14 protein-coding genes are annotated in these 20,294 nt (G+C 34.1%); 10 read left to right on the top strand and 4 right to left on the bottom strand.

All coding sequences use genetic code 11. From position 1 onward, the window contains the following. The first annotated feature begins 53 nt into the window (after positions 1 to 53). From AAHF52_RS04165 to hemA, 9 genes are all read left to right on the top strand, one after another. Positions 54 to 857, top strand: coding sequence for an ankyrin repeat domain-containing protein (locus AAHF52_RS04165; RefSeq protein ID WP_264376651.1), 804 nt, complete (start codon positions 54 to 56; stop codon positions 855 to 857). A 559-nt stretch (positions 858 to 1,416) separates the two neighbouring features. Then, positions 1,417 to 2,805 (top strand): ankyrin repeat domain-containing protein, encoded by a 1,389-nt coding sequence (locus AAHF52_RS04170; RefSeq protein WP_007302183.1) that lies wholly within the window; start codon positions 1,417 to 1,419, stop codon positions 2,803 to 2,805. 132 nt (positions 2,806 to 2,937) lie between these two features. Further along, on the top strand, positions 2,938 to 3,525 hold the full coding sequence (recR, locus tag AAHF52_RS04175) for a recombination mediator RecR (protein ID WP_180708353.1): 588 nt from the start codon (positions 2,938 to 2,940) through the stop codon (positions 3,523 to 3,525). Between the two features lie 14 nt (positions 3,526 to 3,539). After that, entirely contained in the window at positions 3,540 to 4,742 is a 1,203-nt protein-coding gene (locus AAHF52_RS04180; protein WP_214303191.1) for a P-loop NTPase fold protein, read from the top strand. A 158-nt stretch (positions 4,743 to 4,900) separates the two neighbouring features. Continuing rightward, positions 4,901 to 6,805, top strand: a complete 1,905-nt coding sequence (gene htpG / locus AAHF52_RS04185; RefSeq protein WP_007302187.1) for a molecular chaperone HtpG — start codon at positions 4,901 to 4,903, stop codon at positions 6,803 to 6,805. Between the two features lie 38 nt (positions 6,806 to 6,843). Beyond that, positions 6,844 to 9,357 (top strand): ankyrin repeat domain-containing protein, encoded by a 2,514-nt coding sequence (locus tag AAHF52_RS04190; RefSeq protein ID WP_342068379.1) that lies wholly within the window; start codon positions 6,844 to 6,846, stop codon positions 9,355 to 9,357. A gap of 13 nt (positions 9,358 to 9,370) precedes the next feature. Continuing rightward, positions 9,371 to 10,018, top strand: coding sequence for a hypothetical protein (locus AAHF52_RS04195; protein ID WP_342068380.1), 648 nt, complete (start codon positions 9,371 to 9,373; stop codon positions 10,016 to 10,018). Positions 10,019 to 10,168: 150 nt separating this feature from the next. Beyond that, a complete protein-coding gene (locus AAHF52_RS04200; protein ID WP_264376653.1) occupies positions 10,169 to 12,001 on the top strand; it encodes an ankyrin repeat domain-containing protein in 1,833 nt (610 codons plus the stop codon). A gap of 64 nt (positions 12,002 to 12,065) precedes the next feature. Then, positions 12,066 to 13,262, top strand: coding sequence for a 5-aminolevulinate synthase (gene hemA, locus AAHF52_RS04205; RefSeq protein ID WP_264376883.1), 1,197 nt, complete (start codon positions 12,066 to 12,068; stop codon positions 13,260 to 13,262). Between the two features lie 280 nt (positions 13,263 to 13,542). Here the strand turns inward: hemA and AAHF52_RS04210 are convergent, their stop codons facing one another. The 3 genes from AAHF52_RS04210 to rimM are packed head-to-tail and all read right to left on the bottom strand — an operon-like array spanning position 13,543 to position 15,362. Then, positions 13,543 to 14,235 (bottom strand): inositol monophosphatase family protein, encoded by a 693-nt coding sequence (locus AAHF52_RS04210; RefSeq protein WP_213863819.1) that lies wholly within the window; start codon positions 14,233 to 14,235, stop codon positions 13,543 to 13,545. Then, complete coding sequence (gene efp, locus AAHF52_RS04215) at positions 14,236 to 14,802, bottom strand: elongation factor P (RefSeq protein WP_007302193.1); 567 nt, start codon at positions 14,800 to 14,802, stop codon at positions 14,236 to 14,238. A gap of 59 nt (positions 14,803 to 14,861) precedes the next feature. Next, complete coding sequence (gene rimM, locus AAHF52_RS04220) at positions 14,862 to 15,362, bottom strand: ribosome maturation factor RimM (RefSeq protein WP_006014540.1); 501 nt, start codon at positions 15,360 to 15,362, stop codon at positions 14,862 to 14,864. A gap of 97 nt (positions 15,363 to 15,459) precedes the next feature. Here rimM and AAHF52_RS04225 point away from each other — a divergent pair, with 97 nt between their 5' ends. Next, the gene (locus AAHF52_RS04225; protein ID WP_264376654.1) at positions 15,460 to 19,110 is read left to right on the top strand and encodes a DEAD/DEAH box helicase; all 3,651 of its coding nucleotides are present in this window, start codon (positions 15,460 to 15,462) and stop codon (positions 19,108 to 19,110) included. Here the strand turns inward: AAHF52_RS04225 and AAHF52_RS04230 are convergent. Further along, positions 19,107 to 20,276 carry an aspartate aminotransferase family protein gene (locus tag AAHF52_RS04230; RefSeq protein WP_052264687.1) on the bottom strand — a complete coding sequence of 390 codons (1,170 nt, stop codon included), beginning with the start codon at positions 20,274 to 20,276 and terminating at the stop codon, positions 19,107 to 19,109. The genes AAHF52_RS04225 and AAHF52_RS04230 overlap by 4 nt on opposite strands. Positions 20,277 to 20,294: the final 18 nt, after the last annotated feature.

The raw sequence follows: 20,294 nt of genomic DNA on the forward strand, positions 1-20,294 counted from the left end.
GACTTTTATTAGAATTTATTATATTATTTATATAATTAGAATAGGGAGATAATATGACTGATTTACCTAAAATCATTAATGATGGAGAAAAGAAATTTATAGAAAAAATTAAAGAGTTACAAGAATATCTTAATGATAATAGCGAAATTGTGATTAACAAGCGGTTATTCGCACTGGCTATTTTAAATAAAATCCCTGTAAATGGAGATCTTATCAATAAGGAAGGAGGAAAGATAGTATACCCTATCTTGCACCACTGTATTGAACACGATAGTGCAATATCTGAGAAAAAAGAGAAATTATCATTTCAAGACGTGATGAAGATTTTAGATGAAACTGTGAATAGGTTTATTACTCCTCAGTATTTCTACAAATTGATAAATTTTCAAGATCAAAGTAGTAAAAATACATTATTACACCAAGCTGTTACAAGTGATAACACTGATGCAATAGAAGCCCTTTTAAAACATGGTGCAAATCCTTTAATAGAGAATATAAATAAGCAAATTCCATTAGATTTAGCTCATGGAGATACAAAAAAAGTACTCATCAAATGTATGAAAGACCAAGCTCAATCGAAAAAAGAAAGTGCTAGATGTAATAGTTTGATTGGCATTATACCTGGCGTTTTTCTTGGCATTGGACTCGGTGTTGGTGGTGCTTTAGTCCCTTCAATGACTATTATATTATGCGCACTCGCAGTATCTGCTCTTGTTGCTGGAATAGCAGTTGGAGTGGCTATATATTTCCTAAGTCAAGACTATAAACAGGCTAAATCAATAGAAGAAGCTGTTAATCCTCAACTCTCTTCTGTCGAGCATGAAAAGACTGTAGATAATAAAGCAGTACTAGGATAACTGTGAGTTTTTTAACATTAGATTTCTTGCATAACTGGAATTCGAAAGTTCCAGCGCATTTTTCTTATTGGATCCCAGTGTCAAGCACTGGGATGACATCTTATTATGCAAGAAATCTATTCATTTAAAACTTATTTGAGAAAACGTAGCTATAAAAACCGCAGGTACCAGTTGGTTTTTATTAGCTAAATTAAAGGTCAAGTATCTGGAATTCTGAACATAAGATCCCCCTGTATAAAAAAGATTAGAAAAAATGCAGTGCACATACGACAGATATGCTCTGAAGAGGATACGCTACATTTTTAGTGAGTGTGATTTAAAAGTCTGCAGACCGAAGATAGATTTTTGAGCTCAATAAATATCTCTAACTGTAATTGTAATCAGATTTAAAATATGCGGAAGTAATTTTTTAGCTATAAAATCTTCTAAAAAATTAACACAGAAGTTAGTTTCATAAGTATTTTTATCAAAAACTATTTTAAAAAAATTTAAATAGAGTTGAAAAATTTTAAAGATGAGATACCCTACCTGAAATGCAATCCCTGTAAAATAAAGAAATATGAAAGGTGAAATAAACACTGCAGCAAATTTTCAAGCAGAAGACCTTGAGTCTAAAAATGCTACAGATCTTGATTGTTTAGCTAACTCTCTAAATTCTTTGAATGCAAAGAGTGCTGAGATTAAAGATAAAAGGAACGATGTGCCTTTTTCCAGTAGAAAAAGCAACTCGCATGTTTTAGAACTTTTTTCTAGTGAAAATGTTGAGATTAACATTCCAGATGAAACACCTTGTGCTGCTCGGAGTGAATCAGGTATAGCTGTAATATTTAGAGGTATAGCTGGGTTGTTTAAAGGTAGGAATAGTATGGACGTAACCCTTTATCAATCTAAAGTGCAACGTAGCTCTGCAATTGATTACAGTACTACAGAAAGTATAGGGTTACGGCTACTAAATATCTGTAAAGGAGAAGAAGATATCTCTTTTGATCAAGAGATTAATTTTTTATATAAAGAGGGTTATTTGTATGATGTCTTATTGTTGCAAGACGAGGAGAATCATGACACACCTTTACATGTAGCTATAAAAAGAAATCGTACTTGTTTTGTAGAAAAACTTTTGTGTATTCTTAAGGAACCATACTGTTCAAGTGAGTTTTACAAACGCAAATATTTTGAACATAAGCAAGAGAATGAAAAGCCGCTTTTCAAAGTTATTAATACTAATAACAAGGATGGAAAAGATGCAATTACTCTGGCTATTGAAAGCAATAATTCAGAATGCATTTCAGCTCTTTTTAACTACTTAACTCGTGAAAATATTAACAGAAGAAAAGATGTTGAAAATGAGTACACACCTCTACACGAAGCTATGCTTCTTAACAAAAATGAAGCAATCAAAGAGCTTCTCAAATCAAAGGATATAGATACTGAACTCATAGATAAGGAATCTTACAAAGCATATAATTATGCTAATAACAAAGAGGCCATAGAATTGTTTATTCAGCACTATAGTAGTAAAATTAGTGAGTTGCGTATAAAATTAGAAGATAATAATAAAAAACTAGCACGAATTAAGTGCGTCCTAAACAAAACAAAACTTACTTGTGTATGCTTAGCAGCCTTCGGCTCTTGTTTTAGAATGTATAGAAATTCCCATGACATAATAAATGAAGAAGTGAGTGAAGATATGTTATATTATTCTCTTGCATTGCTTGCCAACACTACAGGTCTAATATTATTTTTTAATTATTTGATCGATACAATACTTTCCAAGTATGAAGAAAAAAATTCTAGTTTGAATAAAGAGTCAGACAGTTATGTAGAAGAAAGAAATATGTTGAAAAATAAATTACGTCATTTTCAAAAAAGAAGTACCGTAGTAACTACGCAAATGTGTGAGATAATTTCAGTTATACCTGAATCAGAGTTAGGTTACAGTAGATTGTGATTACATTAATTTTTTCAAGACAGTTCTAAAAAAAGTGGGAAATCTTTTTCATAGCCAATCAAACTAAGCTTTCTTTACGAAAGGTTTGATGTTATCATTTTATAAACTATATCCTGAATTTGTTAAATGAACATTAATATAAAGAATTTAGTTCATGCTTTTTCTAAATTGCCAAGTTTAGGTCCATCATCATCACGAAGATTAGTTATACATTTGCTCCAAAATAAAGAGAAAGTCATGCTACCGCTTGCATCTTTGATTAGAGAGCTAGCGGATCTTATAATAGAGTGCAAAATTTGTGGAAACCTAGATACTAAATCGCCGTGTTCTATTTGTACTAACCCAAAGCGTGACACCAAGTTAATGTGTGTAGTAGAAGAATTGGGTGATCTATGGGCATTTGAAAAAGGGAATATATATTCAGGTATGTATCATGTTTTGGGTGGAAGGCTATCAGCAATAAATGGCATAGGTCCAAAAGAACTGAATCTTGATAACATTCCCAAAAGAGTTACAGAATTTAAAATTGAAGAGGTCATTATTGCAATCAATCCGACATTAGAAGGCCAAGTTACTGCGCAATATATAATTGAATTGCTAAAGAATTCGAATGTAAAAATATCGCGCCTTGCTTGTGGTATACCGATAGGTGGAGAAATTGACTACCTAGATGAAGGGACTCTGAAGATAGCGCTTACTTCAAGACAAGAGTATGAGTAAATACAAAAGAAGGTATGTGCTTAAAAAAACTTATATCGCTAATAACATTAAAAAAAAAAGAAGAGGAGCAATTGCCTAAGGTAACAACTTGGGAGAATGATTGCTTAGGCTATAAACAAGTTGCAAGTAAATTTAGTTCTATAATCAAGACAATTGGTAAGTCTTTTTCTATTGTATCCTTAGAAGGATATGATAAATGGGGTAAGACGTTTTTTTTGAAAGAATGGGTAAAGGATCTAGAGCAGCAAAATGAAATTGCAGCTTATTACAGCGCATGGGATATTAGTGCGCTAGATCAACCATTGCCTTCTTTTTTGCATTTCCTGTTTGAGGATCTATTCGCATCATACAAAGTAAAAAGGAGTGTTATACAGCAGTTCAAAAACATAAACCAAGAACTATTTTCTCTCAATACATTAGGAAAGCTAATCAGTAAATCTCCACTTGCTATGCTTTCAGTATTTCTCGATGCTGCAAAAGAGGCTGATAAGAAAGACATTGGTTTTGTCTTGGGTGAGTTAAATCTTCTCCAAAGGAGAAAAGAGAACATTAGAGATTTTAAAATACAACTAGCAGATGTGGTTAATAAAATCAGGAAAGACAAAAACATTTATATAATGGTGGATGATCTTGATATATGCCGCCCTAAATTCATTGTTGATTTTTTAGAATCCATAAAGTATATGCTCGATGTGGAAGGACTGGTTTTCATTATCTCTGTTAGTCAAGATAAAAGTAACGTGCAAAGAGCAATCAGCACAATACTTGGACCAAATTTTAGCCTAAAATCTTTTACTGATCTCTCTTTGCATTTGCCAAAACAGCCAACAGAGCAGTTTATAAGAAAACTGTTTGAAAGTTCTGAATTACCGAAAAAATCAAAGAGTTTAATAATAGATAGCTTTATATTTTACGCAGAAAGCTTCTCATTATCATTAAAAGCAATACAGTACTGCGTAAAGAAAATAAAGCTATGTTATGTGAAAGTTGATCCAAATTTATTTACATTTTTAGTAATACTACAGTCAGTAAACACTGATTTGTATGAGGAATTATATTCATCACCTCAGAAAGCACTGGAGAAGATTAAGAGCGCTTTGATTCTAAACAGTTCGAAAGAATGGGAAAAGCTTAAAACTTCTCTTGAAACTACTTTTAAAGAAAAAGAATCAAAGAATCATAAATCTTTGAAGCAAATAAGAGATATTATATTCTAGCACTTTCTTTTTAATTTGCATGACACAATGATTGTACTTATTCCAGTTTAGCATTGGAACCATAAGTTGGCCCACATAAATTTTAGCATGTGTGACCTTGAAAGATCGCAGTGCAATACTTAAATTATTAGAGTAGTAGGCTAATAATGGAGCTCAAAATGCACAACATACAAGAAACTGAAAGTTTAAAATTTGACGCTGAAGTAGGCAAAGTACTAAATATAGTAATTCATTCACTTTATACTAATAAGGATATTTTCTTGCGTGAGTTAATATCAAATGCATCAGATGCATGTGATAAATTGCGCTATGAATCACAATTAAATGCTGATTTATTAGATTCAAGTGATGAGTTGAAGATTACTATTAGCTCCAGTAAAGATAAGAATGAGCTGTATATAACCGACAATGGAATTGGCATGAACAGGCAAGATTTAATAGATAATCTTGGCACGATTGCAAGTTCTGGTACGCAAAAATTCTTGGATGCAATTAAGAATAATAAAGATTCGAGCCAAGCTGTAGAGCTGATTGGAAAGTTTGGTGTTGGTTTTTATTCAAGCTTCATGGTTGCTTCAGAAGTTATAGTAGAATCAAGGAAAGCCGGAGAAGAAGAGTCTTGGGTGTGGAAATCTAAAGGAGATGGAGAGTATTCAATCAGCAAATTAGATGGTCAAATCTCTCGTGGCACAAAAATTACGCTCATCATGCGTCCTGAAGAAAGCGAATTTTTAGACAAATTCCGTATTGAAAACATCGTTACTACTTACTCTGACCACATAAATTTTCCCGTTGAGTTTGTAAATGAAGAAGGAAAAAGTGAAAAATTAAATAGCAAAGCTGCAATTTGGACTAAGCCAAAAAATGACGTTACTCCAGAAGAGCACAACGACTTCTTCCGTGGTGTTGCACATGTGGGCGGTGAGCCTTGGATGATATTTCATAATAAAAATGAAGGTGCAATAGAGTATACGAACTTGCTTTATGTTCCTTCTATCAAGCCTTTTGATTTATTTCATCCAGATAGACGCTGCTCTGTAAAATTGTATGTAAATAAAGTGTTTATCACTGAAGATAATGTGCAGATTATACCGCAGTACTTGCGTTTTTTGAAAGGTGTGGTTGATTCACCGGATTTGCCTCTCAATATCAGCAGAGAAACACTGCAGAACAATCGCGTTGTTGAGCAGATTAGGAAATCTTTAACTAAGCGCATAATATCAGAGCTCGGCAAAAAAGCAAAAGAGAATTTAGAGGAATATACAAAATTCTGGGGCAATTTTGGTGCGGTGTTAAAAGAAGGTCTTTGCGAAGCTATGCCAACTGATGAAAGAGAAGCATTGCTTTCCATTTGCAGATTTCATAGCACCAGTGATGGTAAGCTAGTTAGCATTGATGATTATATAAGCAGAATGAAGCCTGAACAGGAACATATCTACTATCTCACAGGTAATAGTCTCGATTCAGTAAAAAACAGTCCACAACTTGAAGGATTCGTCAGCAAAGGATTGGAAGTGCTTCTATTTGTTGATCCAGTTGATGATTTCTGGACTAGCGTGATTCATGAATATAAAGATCAAAAATTTAAGTCTGTGACCCGCGCTGATGTTGATTTAGAAAAATTTTCTTCAGAAGAAGGCAAGAAAGATGAAGAAAATAAATCAGATGAAAACAAAAGCGAAGAAAACGCGGATTCTATACTCGAATACTTCACCAAGGTTCTTGGAAGCTTAGTAAAAAGTGTAAAGATCTCTAAGAAATTAACCGATAGTCCTGTGTGTCTAGCAGTTGATGAAGGAACTATGGATCTCCGTATGGAGCGTTTTTTACGTGAACAGAAGCAGCTAAATTACCGCACGCCAAAAGTACTTGAAATTAACATTAAGCATCCTTTGATAAGAAACATAATGGAATCTCACGCTAAAAATGGTGAAAATCCAACACTTGGAGATATGATTTACTTATTGTTCTATCAAGCTTGTATAGTGGAAGGTGAAGAGATGGAAGACGTAAGTCTATTTGCTAAAAGGCTCAATAACTTGCTTGGCAAAATTTCTATTTAATGCTATACTTAGTTTAGCTAATAATTAGGGGGTAAAACATGGGGTGGAATTTACTTGGTGGGCTCATGCCGCCAGCAGTAGATACTGCAGAAGAAAGGGAGCGTCGCCATTCCAGAGATTCAGGTGCTGAAGAAGAATTTGAAGTTTTAGAACAAGAAGAAATTAAGGAGCATCGTCATTCTGGAGATTCAGGCAATTGTTCAGAGGTTGAGGAAGGACAAAATACTAACAGAGCAATTGAATTGGAATTTCAGCTAACACAATCTTTGCTAAGTCAAGTAAAGGCAGGTGAGAATAATAGGAATGCAAATTCTGGCAAGCAAGCACAACTTGATTTGGAAAGAATGGATTTTGTAATTAATGGGCAAACAATAAGCAAAGCGTATGTTCACGAGTTATATTGCCAGCACAATCACTTAATTTCGAGTGAAAATGCAAATTACCGCCTGTTTGCTAAGCAAGTTTTCACAGAAATGTTTAAATATGCTAAGGCAGAAACTCCAAATGACAATATATTAGAAGAGTTAATTACTAATTGCAATCAGGCTGGGTATGATGGCTCTTTGTTAATGCAGCTCTCTCCTATATTCTCTAAGCATAAACTAAGCTTGCCTCATGCCAACGATAGAAAGATAAGTATTGTATATAATAGCCAAGGTTCTCTCAATATTCAGTATTGTCCAAGTATGCCTGTTAGAGAACTTGATACAAATAAGGAAATATGCAGGGTTGATGCTATTTTAGAGTTCACCCTTAAGTTTCGAGATAGTAAGGTAGAGTATGAAAACGGCAAAGTAACACTTGCTATTCCTGAACAATTAGAGAATTACAAAGTTGATGGCAAAAGTTTGTTAGATGAAATAAATAGGCATTTCGAAGATGAGGATAATAGAATTACAGAGACTCTTGAGAAAAATATGAATGAAGGACCTAAGTCATTTGCTGCTGAAGACTTGTCTATTACTGAGAGTTCATCTGATAGTAGTGAAGTAGCAAACAAAGTAGTTACTGATCCAGGCATTTTAGGTAATGTTGCGAATGTATTGGTAGGTGTTGCAGAAGTTACAGCAGTTGTAGCAACAGAGTTATTTTGGCCTCAAGATCAGGTTAATATAGAACCAAGGCATAATGAAGAAGAATTTACCATTACCCCTAAAAATTTAACCTTTGATGGATTAATAGACGTTATAAATAAAGCAAAAAATTATGGTGATTATGCAGATTTAGATAAAACTATAAATAATATAGAGGAAAGCGATAGATTTATTACTGATTTAAATTGTGGTAATTTGAAGGATTTTTGCTCTCAACAGCTTAATTTGACTGATCATATGCACAATGTGCTGTTGAATAATAGCTATGATGAAACAAATGGTTATTATAATTATTCAGTAAAAGAGCTTTCACTACTAGCCATTGCAGCTGATGACACACTTGTGGAAAGGTATGCAGAAACGCATAAAAGTATATTATTTACGCAAGATGAAGGTCTCGATAGGCTACTTATTGGTGTTGGTGGACAGCGCTATACTAAGCTTTTATTAGAAGATTTGGAAAAAAATCGAAGTACTATTCTACCTTGGCATAGCATATGTGAAAAACTTCGAAGGGCGTTGTCTATTCGTAATCAAGAATGCGTGAAAGCGGTATTAGATAAATTTAAAGATACTGAAGCCAGGTCTAGAGTTTCTGATATGTCAGAAAAATTTTTGCACTATGCTATACAACAAGATTTTATAGATGTAGCAAAGACTATTATTAATCATAAAATTGCTGATATTAATAGTATAGACAATTCAGGGCATGCACCTTTGCATTGGGCTGTGGCACGTAATAATTTAGAATTAATGGGCTTGCTTATTGGAAATGGCGCTGAGATTGATATTCAAGATGAGAGGCATGGCAGAATAGCTTTACATTGGGCTGCTTACCATGATAAATTTGAAATAGTAAAATTACTTGTAAACAAGGGAGCTGATTGGAACATTCAAGATAGAGATGGCAAAACAGCTTTAGATCTGGTAGGAACGAAAAGTTTATATTTGGTAAGGGAAGAAAACAGGGAAAAATCTTCTAGTGAATCAAAAATCACAAAATTTCTTGAAGGTTTAGATGATAAAACACCTTTGCATTTAAATATTAAAAAAGATCCAGAATCCAAAAATATTGATAATCAACAGCCGCAAAGAAACATTGTTGATAAAGTAGAGAATATTATGAATAATGAAGAGGCTTCAATAGAAGAAGCTATAGGTAATAATTGTGAGGAGGGTAAAATGCCTGGAAATGAAAAAATTATAGGAGAAAAATTGTCTAATGCTGTCGATAGAATCAATCTTACTCGTTTGATACATTTATTAAAGAAATTAGAAGTCAGCACATATGAACCTACTGTACAGAAGCTCTTGAGTCAAGCAAATGACAAAATTACAAATTTGGAAGAGGGTGAGCAAAAAGAGGCTCTTGAACAAATAATACTATTTCTTGAAAATGAGCTCAAGCACACTGCTACTACATTACCAGTAGACAAATGTAGAAGCTGCTGCAAGTAGCCAAGAAGCTCCTTTGGTAGAGTCTAAAGAAAGCTCACCATCACTGAGTTCTGAGGAGGATGATTTTTCTAAACTTGAAGGTAATAAAAGTGATTGCTCTGCCGGAACTTCCTCAGACTCTAATAGTAATTCTCCATTTGAAAAAATTAGTGAAGAAGGTCATGAAACAAGAATATCTGTAATTGACACAGTGGAAGCTGAAGCAACAGCTAATGGTACTGTTTCTAGTAATTCTGTTCCTTGTACTTTAAGAGTAGAATTAACAAGTGATGATGAAGATGAATTTCTTTCGATTGAAATTGAAGATGTTAATAATGATATTAACGTTAATCAACCTACTGAGCATGTAGAACAAGTTGCTAACGGAAATGGACAGCCAAAAACAGAATTGCCAAGAATTAATGAGCAAAGCAGCAAAAGTGGCCTCAAAAAAAATCCACAAAATACAAAGAAGTATGTTGTAGCTGCTTCTGCGCTTGCGATAGCCGGTATTGTTTCAGGGGTGGCTGTTGCAGTTTACTTGGAAATGTTAGCGGTAGGAATAGCAGTTGCAGCTTGTTGTCTTATTGCAGCTACAGTTACATACTGCTGTAGACCTAAAAGCTTAATTGAGAATGGTGAGCCTGCAGAGATTGTGTTCAAGGAAAGGTCTGTATACTAAATATAGTAGTCTATCATTTAATAATTTATTATAATTATATTGATTGTTAATAGATAAAAACTTGGTAGACTACGAAGAGATGCTTGCTAAGTTGACAAAATTGCCATTTAATGCTACACTTAGCTTAGCTACTAATTAGTGAGGAAAAACATGTTAGGTTCAGATTTTGTATCACAGGAATCAAACAAAATTTTAAAGAAATCAGATTCTAGGGATTCGGGAACTGAAGAAGGGTTTGAAATTTTAGAACGAGAGGAAAAAGAGCGCCGTCGTTCTGAGGATTCAGGTAATGAAAGTCAAGAGGAATCTGGCGTTAATAATTCTGATACTAAATCTAGTGCAGTAACTACGTTAGAATTTCAGCTAACACAATCTCTGCTGGGTCAAGTAAAGGCAGATGAGAATAATGAAGATGTAAAGTCTGGTAACACAGCTTATCAAGACCTATATAGAACGGATTTTTTTGTAATCAATGATCGCACTATAGATAATAGTTTCATTAAAGGGTTATATGATAAATATAATGAGGGAGATGATAAACGTCTGTTTGCAAAGTATGTTTTTACGGAAATTTTTAAACATGCTAAAGCAGAGGTTCCAAATGACTATATACTGGAAGAGTTAATTACTAGTTGCAATCAAGCTGGGTATGATGGCTCTTTGTTAATGCAGCTCTCTCCTATATTCTCTAAGCATAAACTAATCTTGCCTCATGCCAATGATAGAAAGATAAGTATTGTATATAATAGCCAAGGTTCTCTCAATGTTCAGTATTGTCCAAGTATGCCTGTCAGGAAACTTGATACAAATAGGGAAATATGCAGGGTTGATGCTATTTTAGAGTTCACACTTAAATTTCATAATGGTGAAGTAGAGTATGAAAATGGTAAAGTAACACTTATCATTTCTGAGGAATTAAAAGCTGGTAGGGAAAGTTTACTAGACGATATTAATGAACGTTTCACAGATTATGATAATGATGGATTTATTCATTTACACGTTGCAGCACAAAAAGGTAATGTTGAGCTTGGCAGGCATTTACTAGAATGTGGTGCAAATATTGAGATTAAATCAAAAACAAAAGTAGGTGGTGACACTGCACTTCATTTAGCTGCCAAGAGTGGTCATAAAGATTTTGTGAAGCTTTTACTTGATAATGACGCAAATGTTAATTCAGTAAGCAGTACAGGCAGCAGAGTAACTCCTTTACATGAAGCAGCGTACGATGGACATTTAGATGTTGCGGAATTGCTAATAGATCGTGGCGCAACAGTTGATGCTAAAGAACGATATAATCTTACTCCTTTGATGTATGCTTCTGCAGAAGGTAATTCGGCAATGGTGGAATTACTTTTAAAAAAAAAGGCAGATCTTTATTTACAACATCATAATGGTGAAACTGCATTGCACTTAGCTGCTGATAATGGTCATTCTGATGTAGTTGCCATTTTGATAGGTGCAGCAAAAGATAAAAAAAAGTATGTTAATACACAAAGTAGGGATATTGGTACTGCGCTACATGTTATAGATTATAATCGAAAAATAAATGAAGGGCATAAAAAATCTGCAAAATTGCTAATAGACAATGGTACAAGCCCGTATTTAGAAAACGATCCAATTATTAATAAACCATCAGATACTCTTTTGAAAGGAAGCTCTTTAGATATGGCAAAAAAGCGAGGAAATAAGGGATTTTTGGAATTTATGTCATCTTTAGGCTATTCAGCAACCGTACCAAGCAATTCAAAGAATGATCCACAAAACACAAAAAAGTATGTCGTAGCTGCTTCTGCGCTTGCAATAACTGTTATTGCCTTAGGAGCAGCTGTTGCAGTTTACTTGGAAATGTTAGCAATAGGAATAGCAGTTGCAGTTTGTTGTCTTATTGCAGCTACAATTACGTACTGCTATAGGCCTAAAAGCTTAGTTGAGGATAATCAGGTCACAAAGGTTATGCAGACAGAAGAATGTCAGTCTAAGTAATAAATATAGTAGTCTATCATTTAATAATTTATTATAATTATATTGATTGTTAATAGATAAAAACTTGGTAGACTACGAAAAAATATTCTTAAATAAAATCAAAGATATAAAAGAAGAAGGGCGCTATCGTGAATTTACGCATTTTGCGTCATTACCTGGCAAACTTCCCTATATTATGGATTATGAAAGAAATAGAGAGGTTATTGTCTGGTGCAGTAATAATTATCTGGGAATGTCACAAAACGATAGTGTCATTGCTGCTATTCAAAATTCATCTGTTGGTGCTGGAGGAACAAGAAATATATCAGGTACAACAAAGGAAGTTGTTGAGCTCGAGAAATCTTTGGCTGACTTGCATCAAAAAGAAGCTGCTTTAACTTTTGCTTGTGGCTATCTTGCCAACCAAACTACACTTAGTACTTTATCGTCTGTTATTCCGGGCGTGGTAATTTTTTCAGATGAGAAAAACCATTCTTCAATGATAGAAGGTATAAAATCAGGAAAAAGACCGAAGCACATATTTAGGCATAATGATGTTGATCACTTAGAGCAGTTGCTAAAGTCTATAGATATAAAAACGCCGAAAATAATAGCACTTGAATCTGTATACTCAATGGATGGTGATGTAGCACCGCTTGAAGCGATATGTGATCTAGCAGATCAGTATAATGCAATTACCTATTTGGATGAGGTACACGCAGTTGGCATGTATGGACCGCGCGGCGGTGGAATTGCAGAAAGAGAAGGTTTGATGGATAGAATAACTGTTATTCAAGGTACATTATCAAAGGCTTTTGGAGTGATGGGTGGATATATAGCGTCTTCAAAGAGCTTGGTGGATGTAATAAGAAGTTCAGCCCCAGGATTTATTTTTACTACTGCTATGTCACCCGTTTTAGCAGCAGCAGCAAAGGCAAGCGTTGAGCATTTAAAATCGAGCAATGTTGAAAGAGAGAAGCAAAAGCAGTCTGTTGAAAAGGTAAAAGACTCACTGAGAAATGCAGGAGTGAATTTTATGCAAACAGAAACTCATATAATTCCAATCATAATTGGCGATCCTGAGTTGTCCAAAAAAGCATCAAAATTGTTATTTGGTGAGTATGGAATATATGTACAACATATAAATTATCCAACAGTTTCAAGGGGGACTGAGCGCTTCCGTATTACTCCTACGCCTTACCATACAAATGAAATGATAGAGCATTTAACAAAATCTCTTGTAAAAGTTTTTGAGAAATTGTCTGTTTGTGTCTGTTGTTGAGTTTAAAGTTGCCAAGAATAAGGTATCTATTTAAAAGCATGGTTAATGTACAAAATCAGTGCTTTATTTCTTGTCATGAAAGTAGCTAACACTGGGATCCAACTAAGTTACTTTACAACATTTTTTGTGCAAAAGGACTAGATGCCATTGTCACACACTGACTATTTGTTCCTATAGTTGTCTTTTCTCGTCTATCTTATTTTGCCACCCTGCTGCAATGAGGGGTAGGTAAGACCATTTATTATTTTCACTACGTGACTTTTGCTCTTTTGAATGAACTTTAGTTTATATCTCCAGCAATGACAAGCGCGTTATCTTCCTTTAATCTCCCACCGCTTTCTTGCAAAAAAAGCCTACCGAGTGAAGTTTTATATTTATTAATTCCAGAGTAAATTATTCCATTGTATCTTCCGGCAGCAAGATATGCAAAACCTAGTACCGTTGAGCCAAGGGAGCGCAGATTATTATTGTCAAGTGGTAATTTATTTAACAAATTACCACTTATGTCTATTATTCCCCCTTCACGAGCTTTCATCCGCATTTTTACATGGCGAGATTTGAAATCTTCAAGAAAAGCTCCTTTCTTTTCCTCTGCCCAGAAAGTTTCTCTAAGGGCTGGAGCATCAATCACAGCTGCTACAACTCTGTTTTTATGAATGAGACAAACTGATACTGCAAAATAAACCATACAACTAAAAAGGTTTTCCTTGCCTTCTATAGGCATAATAAACCAAGTATAACTGCCTTCTTTTAGATCTTGCCCTAAATCGTCTTCAAAAATAAAGTCATAGTTCTGGTTGTAGTTTTTCAAGCAATCGTATATAAGTTGCTTGGATTTTGAATAAGTTTTATTGATAAAGTCTGCTGACTTAACGCTTGAAATTTGCAATTCATTAAAATCACGTATAAGCTGCTTGGAGGCACTGCGTACAGAATCAAGCATCACATTGATTCGTGGTGATGAAATGGCCATTTACTCTTTTACTCTTTCGTAATAGCTGTTATCAGGAGTATGTAATACAATTTTATCCCCTTCTTTTATAAATTGAGGCACGTTAACACGTATTCCGTTTTCCAAAATTGCAGGCTTATAAGAAGCAGTAACAGTCTGACCTTTGATAACAGACTCTGTCTCTTTTACAGTTAGTGTAACGTGATCAGGCACATGTGCAGAAATTATTTTATCTTGATAAGTTACTACTTTAATTTTCATATTATCTTGCAAATAAGCCTTCTTTTCCCCTAATAAGTCTAAATTTATAACAATCTGCTCGTAACTACTTGGATGCATAAGATTTACGATATTCCCTTCAGTAAAGAGATAAACATATTCCTCTTCATCTAAAATTGCCCTTCTGATTGTTGCATCAGAGCGAAACCTCTCATAGTACTTTGCTCCTGTTTGGATATTTTTCATTTCAGCTTGTATATATGCACCACCCTTACCAGGTTGAGTATGCATAATACTTATAACCGAAAACAATCCACCGTTATGTTCTAGTACCTGACCTGGCCTGATATCATTAGCCCTTTCTGCCATAATTACACTTTTAATTTGGTCTGATTATTATAAATAACTTTATACAAATATCAAAATTTTTATTGGCCAATGAATTCTGGCATGTTGATTACTATATACCTTTCCTTCATGTTGATGTATGGAAATACTTCTTTAGTAAAAGATAACATAATGTTTTTTTTTGTGCTGATAACCAAAATTTCTAATATATCCCCCGAGCCGAAATTATTCACAGACTTCACATAGCCATATAATTCATTACTCTCTAGTCTTACTTCCATATTCACAAGATCATCTTGGTAAAATTCATCCTCATCATTTAACTGTGGTAGCTTATCTCTTTCTATATATAACTTTTTATTTCTTAAAAGCTCTGCTTCATTACGGGAATTCACACCGCTAATTGTTGCTATTACTAAATTATTACTGACAACAGACACCAAGCTTATTTTATAATTTTCACTTCCGATTATTAGTTCACCATATAGGAAAATATTTTCGGGCTTTTCAGTAAAGGTTTTTATTTTGACAGCTCCTTTGATTCCATGGGGAGAAGTAATTATTCCGAGGCATATATTCATATTAATATGATAGTTGAAATCAGCTTTTTGTCCATAGAATTGACAATTTACTGAATTAACATACAATTAATATTGTAATAATTATAGCGGGTAATGTGTGAGTTCTATCAGTAATCAAGAAAGGCAAAGTATTATAAGTAGCTTAGAAAAAATCAACTGCAAGCTAAAAGGTGAATCTATAAAACTTGATGATACAAAGGAATCTATAATAGTAGCACGTCGTAAATCTGTTGTTAAAGGGATATTGGAACATCTCAAAAACCCTTCCATTGCTAACTGTAATGTTATGATCGATGCAGAAACTGGGTTTGGCAAGACTTACGATATTGGAATGTGGAGCCATGTACTAGCCCAAGCAGGGTTTCATCATCTGGTTGCAGTACCAAACAGTGATCTAGTAAACCAAGCTAAAAAAATGATGAGTAGTGCATTTACTGTAAACATTAGGACACCTAAAACTGCTGAGGAAATTAAAAATGCACTGAAGGCAACTAAACCTACAACAATTATAGTGACACATGACCTGTTATTACAGCAAGAAAATGATCGTAAATTTAAAGACCAAAATACCAAGTTGTGGATTAGTGTTGATGAAGCAGACAGTATTAACAAGCAGCAGGATTTTGAGAACATGTGCAAGCTTGATGAGAAATATCCTACGACTTACCTCACTGCAACACCAAAGAGAAGGATTTTAAATAGATGCGGAAAAGTTATCAGCCCGACAAGATTGAGTAGACGTTGTATTGCAAACGCTATCGAAACAGCAAGTGTTATTGCAAAAACCAATAGAAGAGCAAATTTCAATCAAGCGTTTGCAGTTAATGTTACTACCTCCATAATATCTTTAGCTATATTGTTTCCTATTATAAATAGTAATGTTGCTGCCGTAATTGGTCTCACTTCAGATTATTGGCTGTATTCTGCTTTGATTGGAAACTTATATTATACAATTTCTATGTTTATATTTGGTATAGTAATGTTGCCAATTTGGTGGGTACTAACTAAAGCAACTGGTGTAGAGTCAAAAGAACTGCTTTCTAGATTTCTTGCTAACGTGCGTAGCTTATTTACTAGAGAAAAATCGAGCCCAGCTTATGAATATGTTGAAGAGAGCGAAGAAGTTTTTAATTACAATAAGCTTGTTGATACCGATGATTTATTAACTTCTATAAGATGGAATGTGCAAAGCCCAATTGGAGAAAGTGCTCTGCTTTTAGCTGATGATGTAAATAGTATAGTTAATCTTAACTTTGCGTTGCAGGGTAGAGATAATTTAGTATATGAAGGTAGTACACGTTATGAAGTGTATAATAAATTTCAGCCTGAAGGGATGTCTTATCAAGACTATAGGCTCAAGTTACGCGAAGCGAACTTTATAAGCTGCGTTAAAAAGCAACATCCTAGTCTGACAGAAGAGCAGATATCTGAATTAAAAGAAAAGGTGGATTTCAGTAGTACTGCTGAATATCTAAAATATAGAGTAATGCATTCAATGATCGATCTTACTCTCTCATATTTAATGAAGTGTGATAATATTACTTTAGATAAAAAAAGAAGAGAAGGTTTGAGTGAATTGATAGAAGATGTTAAAAAGAATGTTAGCACCACTAATGATAACAATATTATAAGCTACCTAGAGAGAAAAGGCTTTAGTGAGCAATTTGCTAGAGATGAGCTCTTACTGCAAATAAAGACAGTAATTGAAGCACTGAGTAAAAGTGATAATGAGCAATGCAGCTTAATAGTTGATAATTGGCGCTTAAGCAAAGAGCTCCATGACCTCATGGAAAGAGAGAAAGGTATACTACATAGTCTCATTGATTTCTGCAAACAAAATAAATGTATCTTTGCAGGAATTGGGAAAAATGATCTTGATATTGGAGAAAACAGACTCTTTTCAGCGATAATACGTAATCAGATAGGTGGATATCGAACTCTTTATTGTGATTATGAAAAAAGAGATTTTGATTCATTGGCTAAATATGCGTTGACAACGGTTATAGATGGATCGAAAGGTCGTGGATTTGATAGTGAATATAATCATGTTGCATCAATATTTGCAGATTCGGTTAGTCAATTCAATAATCCATCTGAAGCCCTACAGAATCTTGGAAGAAATAGAGAACGTAATGAGAGCAGACAATCATGGTTTTTCGCTGCTGCAGGTGAAGAAGTTGAGCTATTTGTGAATAAGATCTTAGCAAATTTTAAAAAGGAACCACAGAAATTTTGTCAGAAAGTTTTGTTTCCAGCTACTAATAAATACAATAAGTTGCTAAAAAATAGAATGGGAGAAGAACTTGGAAGAAAAATAGAAATCTATATTAGTAAAAATATTGATGCATTAGGAAATATTGATGATTCAGCTCTGAAGAAGTTTTCTAGTGATTTGATAAAAGAAACGTATGAAAAAGTTCATGATATAAATGATTTTGATGTCAAAAAGACAGAACAAGATTTACATAGGATTTTAAAAAGTACAGAGGCATACCTTCGTTCATATGAGAACAGAATTAAAAACAACGGTAAATTATCTTGCACACGCTCAGCTTTATTTTCTGTGGGGAGTGCTATAACAAAGGTAATGTATTATCTTTGGGCAGGGTTTGACTATTTAGTCTTTTTGGCTAAAGCGTACAATATAGATAAATCTGGAGATACCAGTGCAAGAGCGTATGTACACATAATCAGAAACTGTCACTGTGAAAGTAGTGTGAAGGCGCAAAATGTATTGGTTCATGCATTAGAAATTGCCAAAGAACATGACAGCAGTTTCAAAAGAAATAGTTTGTACGAAGGCAATGAGGATAGATGTAAAGAAAAAATCATCTCATATTTTCAATCCAAGCAATATATACGTGCATTAGATAGAACAATTGCTCAAATTGAAAATGAACACTTAGCAGCAATTTTGAAAGCTGTAGGCTACAGAGGTGATACTGATAAAATGGCACAAGAAATTAAAGATTTTTTATCTGATTTAAAGAAATTAGACTGTGTGAAATTTAGAGAAAAGTATTATCAAGGAGATTTATATCAAGAAAGCAAATTATGCAAGATCAATGATCGAATTAGTATGGTAATTAATGAAGTTGTAAGGTGCCATAAGTGGCGTCATGGAATAGAGAACTTGGAGCTCAAATTAAAAAATGGCCATAATATTTTTGACGTAAGAGTCAATAATGATTTTTCTAAGTTACGTGAGAAAAACTTTAACAAACGCTCTAAAGAAAGGACATATCTAGGTAGAGCTATGTTACTTATTGGGTTTATAATTTCAATGGAGCTTATAGGTAGAATATCATCAGGTCAGACCATGCAATTGCCTTTACTTTGCGGTTTTATAGTATTTGGACCACTGGCACTCTTGTGTGGTGCATTGTTATATGAAATAACGACCTATTTAGTGAGAGGAGCATTTTTTATTTTTGGAGTGCCAATTCTTTTAGGAGAACTGTCTAAATGTGTTTTGAGAAACGGCTCAATGAAAAGTTTGTTAGATATGACATTATCGCTTGGTAACTCGGCTTTTCTCAATATTCCGAAAGACATCGTGCAATCGTTTATATTTGAGGATATAACAAAATTTGACTCACTAAGTGATATAAATGAGCTTACACTGATAAGAGAACAGGAAAAGGCAAAGTGTACAAATGAAGTAGCTGATAAAGTTGTATCTACTGCTTTATCTGCAATTTTGATACAGCCAACAACTAGTGAGCAGGAAGGTTTAGTTTTTAACTAGAACTTTTCAGATAAATACTGAGTGAGGATTTCAATGCCTTCATCAATCTCTTTTTCAGTGATAATGAGTGGAGGCAAGATTCTTACAACGTTATCTGATGTTACTCCAACAGTGAGTAAACCACGGTGACTTAGCTCTTCTGCAAATTTTTGGTTATTCATTTTTACTTTTATTCCTAGCATCAACCCTTTTCCTCTCACTTCTTCTATCATTGGAAACTTGCTTGCTAAGTCCTCTAGTTTGTTTTTTAAAGACTTACCTCTAACTTCAACATTTTCTAAGAAGCCAGGGCCGAGCAATTCATCCAATACAGCATTACCTACTGAAGTTGCAAGTGGATTACCACCAAAAGTAGAACCATGCATACCGACCGCCATGTACTTAGCAACCTTTTCAGTTGCAAGACAAGCCCCCAGAGGGAAACCTCCTCCTATTCCTTTTGCAAGAGCACATATGTCAGGCTTAATTCCTATGTGTTCAGATGCAAATAACTTTCCTGTCCTGCCAGCACCGCACTGAACGCAATCAAAAAATAGCAGTATGTCGTTTTCGTTACATAGTTCTCTTAGCTCTTTCATGAAGACTTCACTCATTACTTTAATACCACCTTGTCCCTGTATTGGTTCTATTAATATAACACCTATGCCATTAGAAATTGCTTTCTTTACACTCTCAATATTGGGCTCTATGTTATCACACCAGTCAATATAAGGATTCAGTAATTCAGAAAATTTCTGTCTATCGTTTGTTGCACAAGTTAAAAATGTCCTTCCATGAAATGCACCATGAAATGTTAGAATTCTATAGCGATTTTTATTACCTTTTCCATTTTGATAGGCCCTAGCGATTTTAAGTCCACATTCCACTGCTTCTGATCCAGAATTTGCAAAAAATACAGTATTAGCAAAGCTGTTGTTTATTAAATTTTCTGCAAATTTGTTGGCAGTAGATATATTATAGGTATTTGATATATGCCATAGTTTTTCTCCTTGTAATTTTAGGACATCAGTTAATCGTGGGTTGGCATGACCTAAACTGCTAACAGCTATTCCAGAGTGAAAATCTATATAGCGCTTATTATCGATATCATACAAGTAAATACCTTTGCCATAAGAAAAATTTATGTTAATAGGAGAATAAACTGGCAAGATAGGAGAAATTGTCATAAAAGTATGATATGCTAA

Source organism: Wolbachia endosymbiont (group B) of Melanargia galathea (genome assembly GCF_964030625.1).
Taxonomy (GTDB): Bacteria; Pseudomonadota; Alphaproteobacteria; order Rickettsiales; family Anaplasmataceae; genus Wolbachia.

Coding starts and splice junctions, on each gene's coding strand:
- AAHF52_RS04190 (WP_342068379.1), top strand. CDS start 6,844: ATGGGGTGGAATTTACTTGGTGGGCTCATGCCGCCAGCAGTAGATACT.
- htpG (WP_007302187.1), top strand. CDS start 4,901: ATGCACAACATACAAGAAACTGAAAGTTTAAAATTTGACGCTGAAGTA.
- AAHF52_RS04170 (WP_007302183.1), top strand. CDS start 1,417: ATGAAAGGTGAAATAAACACTGCAGCAAATTTTCAAGCAGAAGACCTT.
- rimM (WP_006014540.1), bottom strand. CDS start 15,362: ATGAATATATGCCTCGGAATAATTACTTCTCCCCATGGAATCAAAGGA.
- efp (WP_007302193.1), bottom strand. CDS start 14,802: ATGGCAGAAAGGGCTAATGATATCAGGCCAGGTCAGGTACTAGAACAT.
- AAHF52_RS04230 (WP_052264687.1), bottom strand. CDS start 20,276: ATGACAATTTCTCCTATCTTGCCAGTTTATTCTCCTATTAACATAAAT.
- AAHF52_RS04200 (WP_264376653.1), top strand. CDS start 10,169: ATGTTAGGTTCAGATTTTGTATCACAGGAATCAAACAAAATTTTAAAG.
- AAHF52_RS04210 (WP_213863819.1), bottom strand. CDS start 14,235: ATGGCCATTTCATCACCACGAATCAATGTGATGCTTGATTCTGTACGC.
- AAHF52_RS04180 (WP_214303191.1), top strand. CDS start 3,540: ATGTGCTTAAAAAAACTTATATCGCTAATAACATTAAAAAAAAAAGAA.
- AAHF52_RS04165 (WP_264376651.1), top strand. CDS start 54: ATGACTGATTTACCTAAAATCATTAATGATGGAGAAAAGAAATTTATA.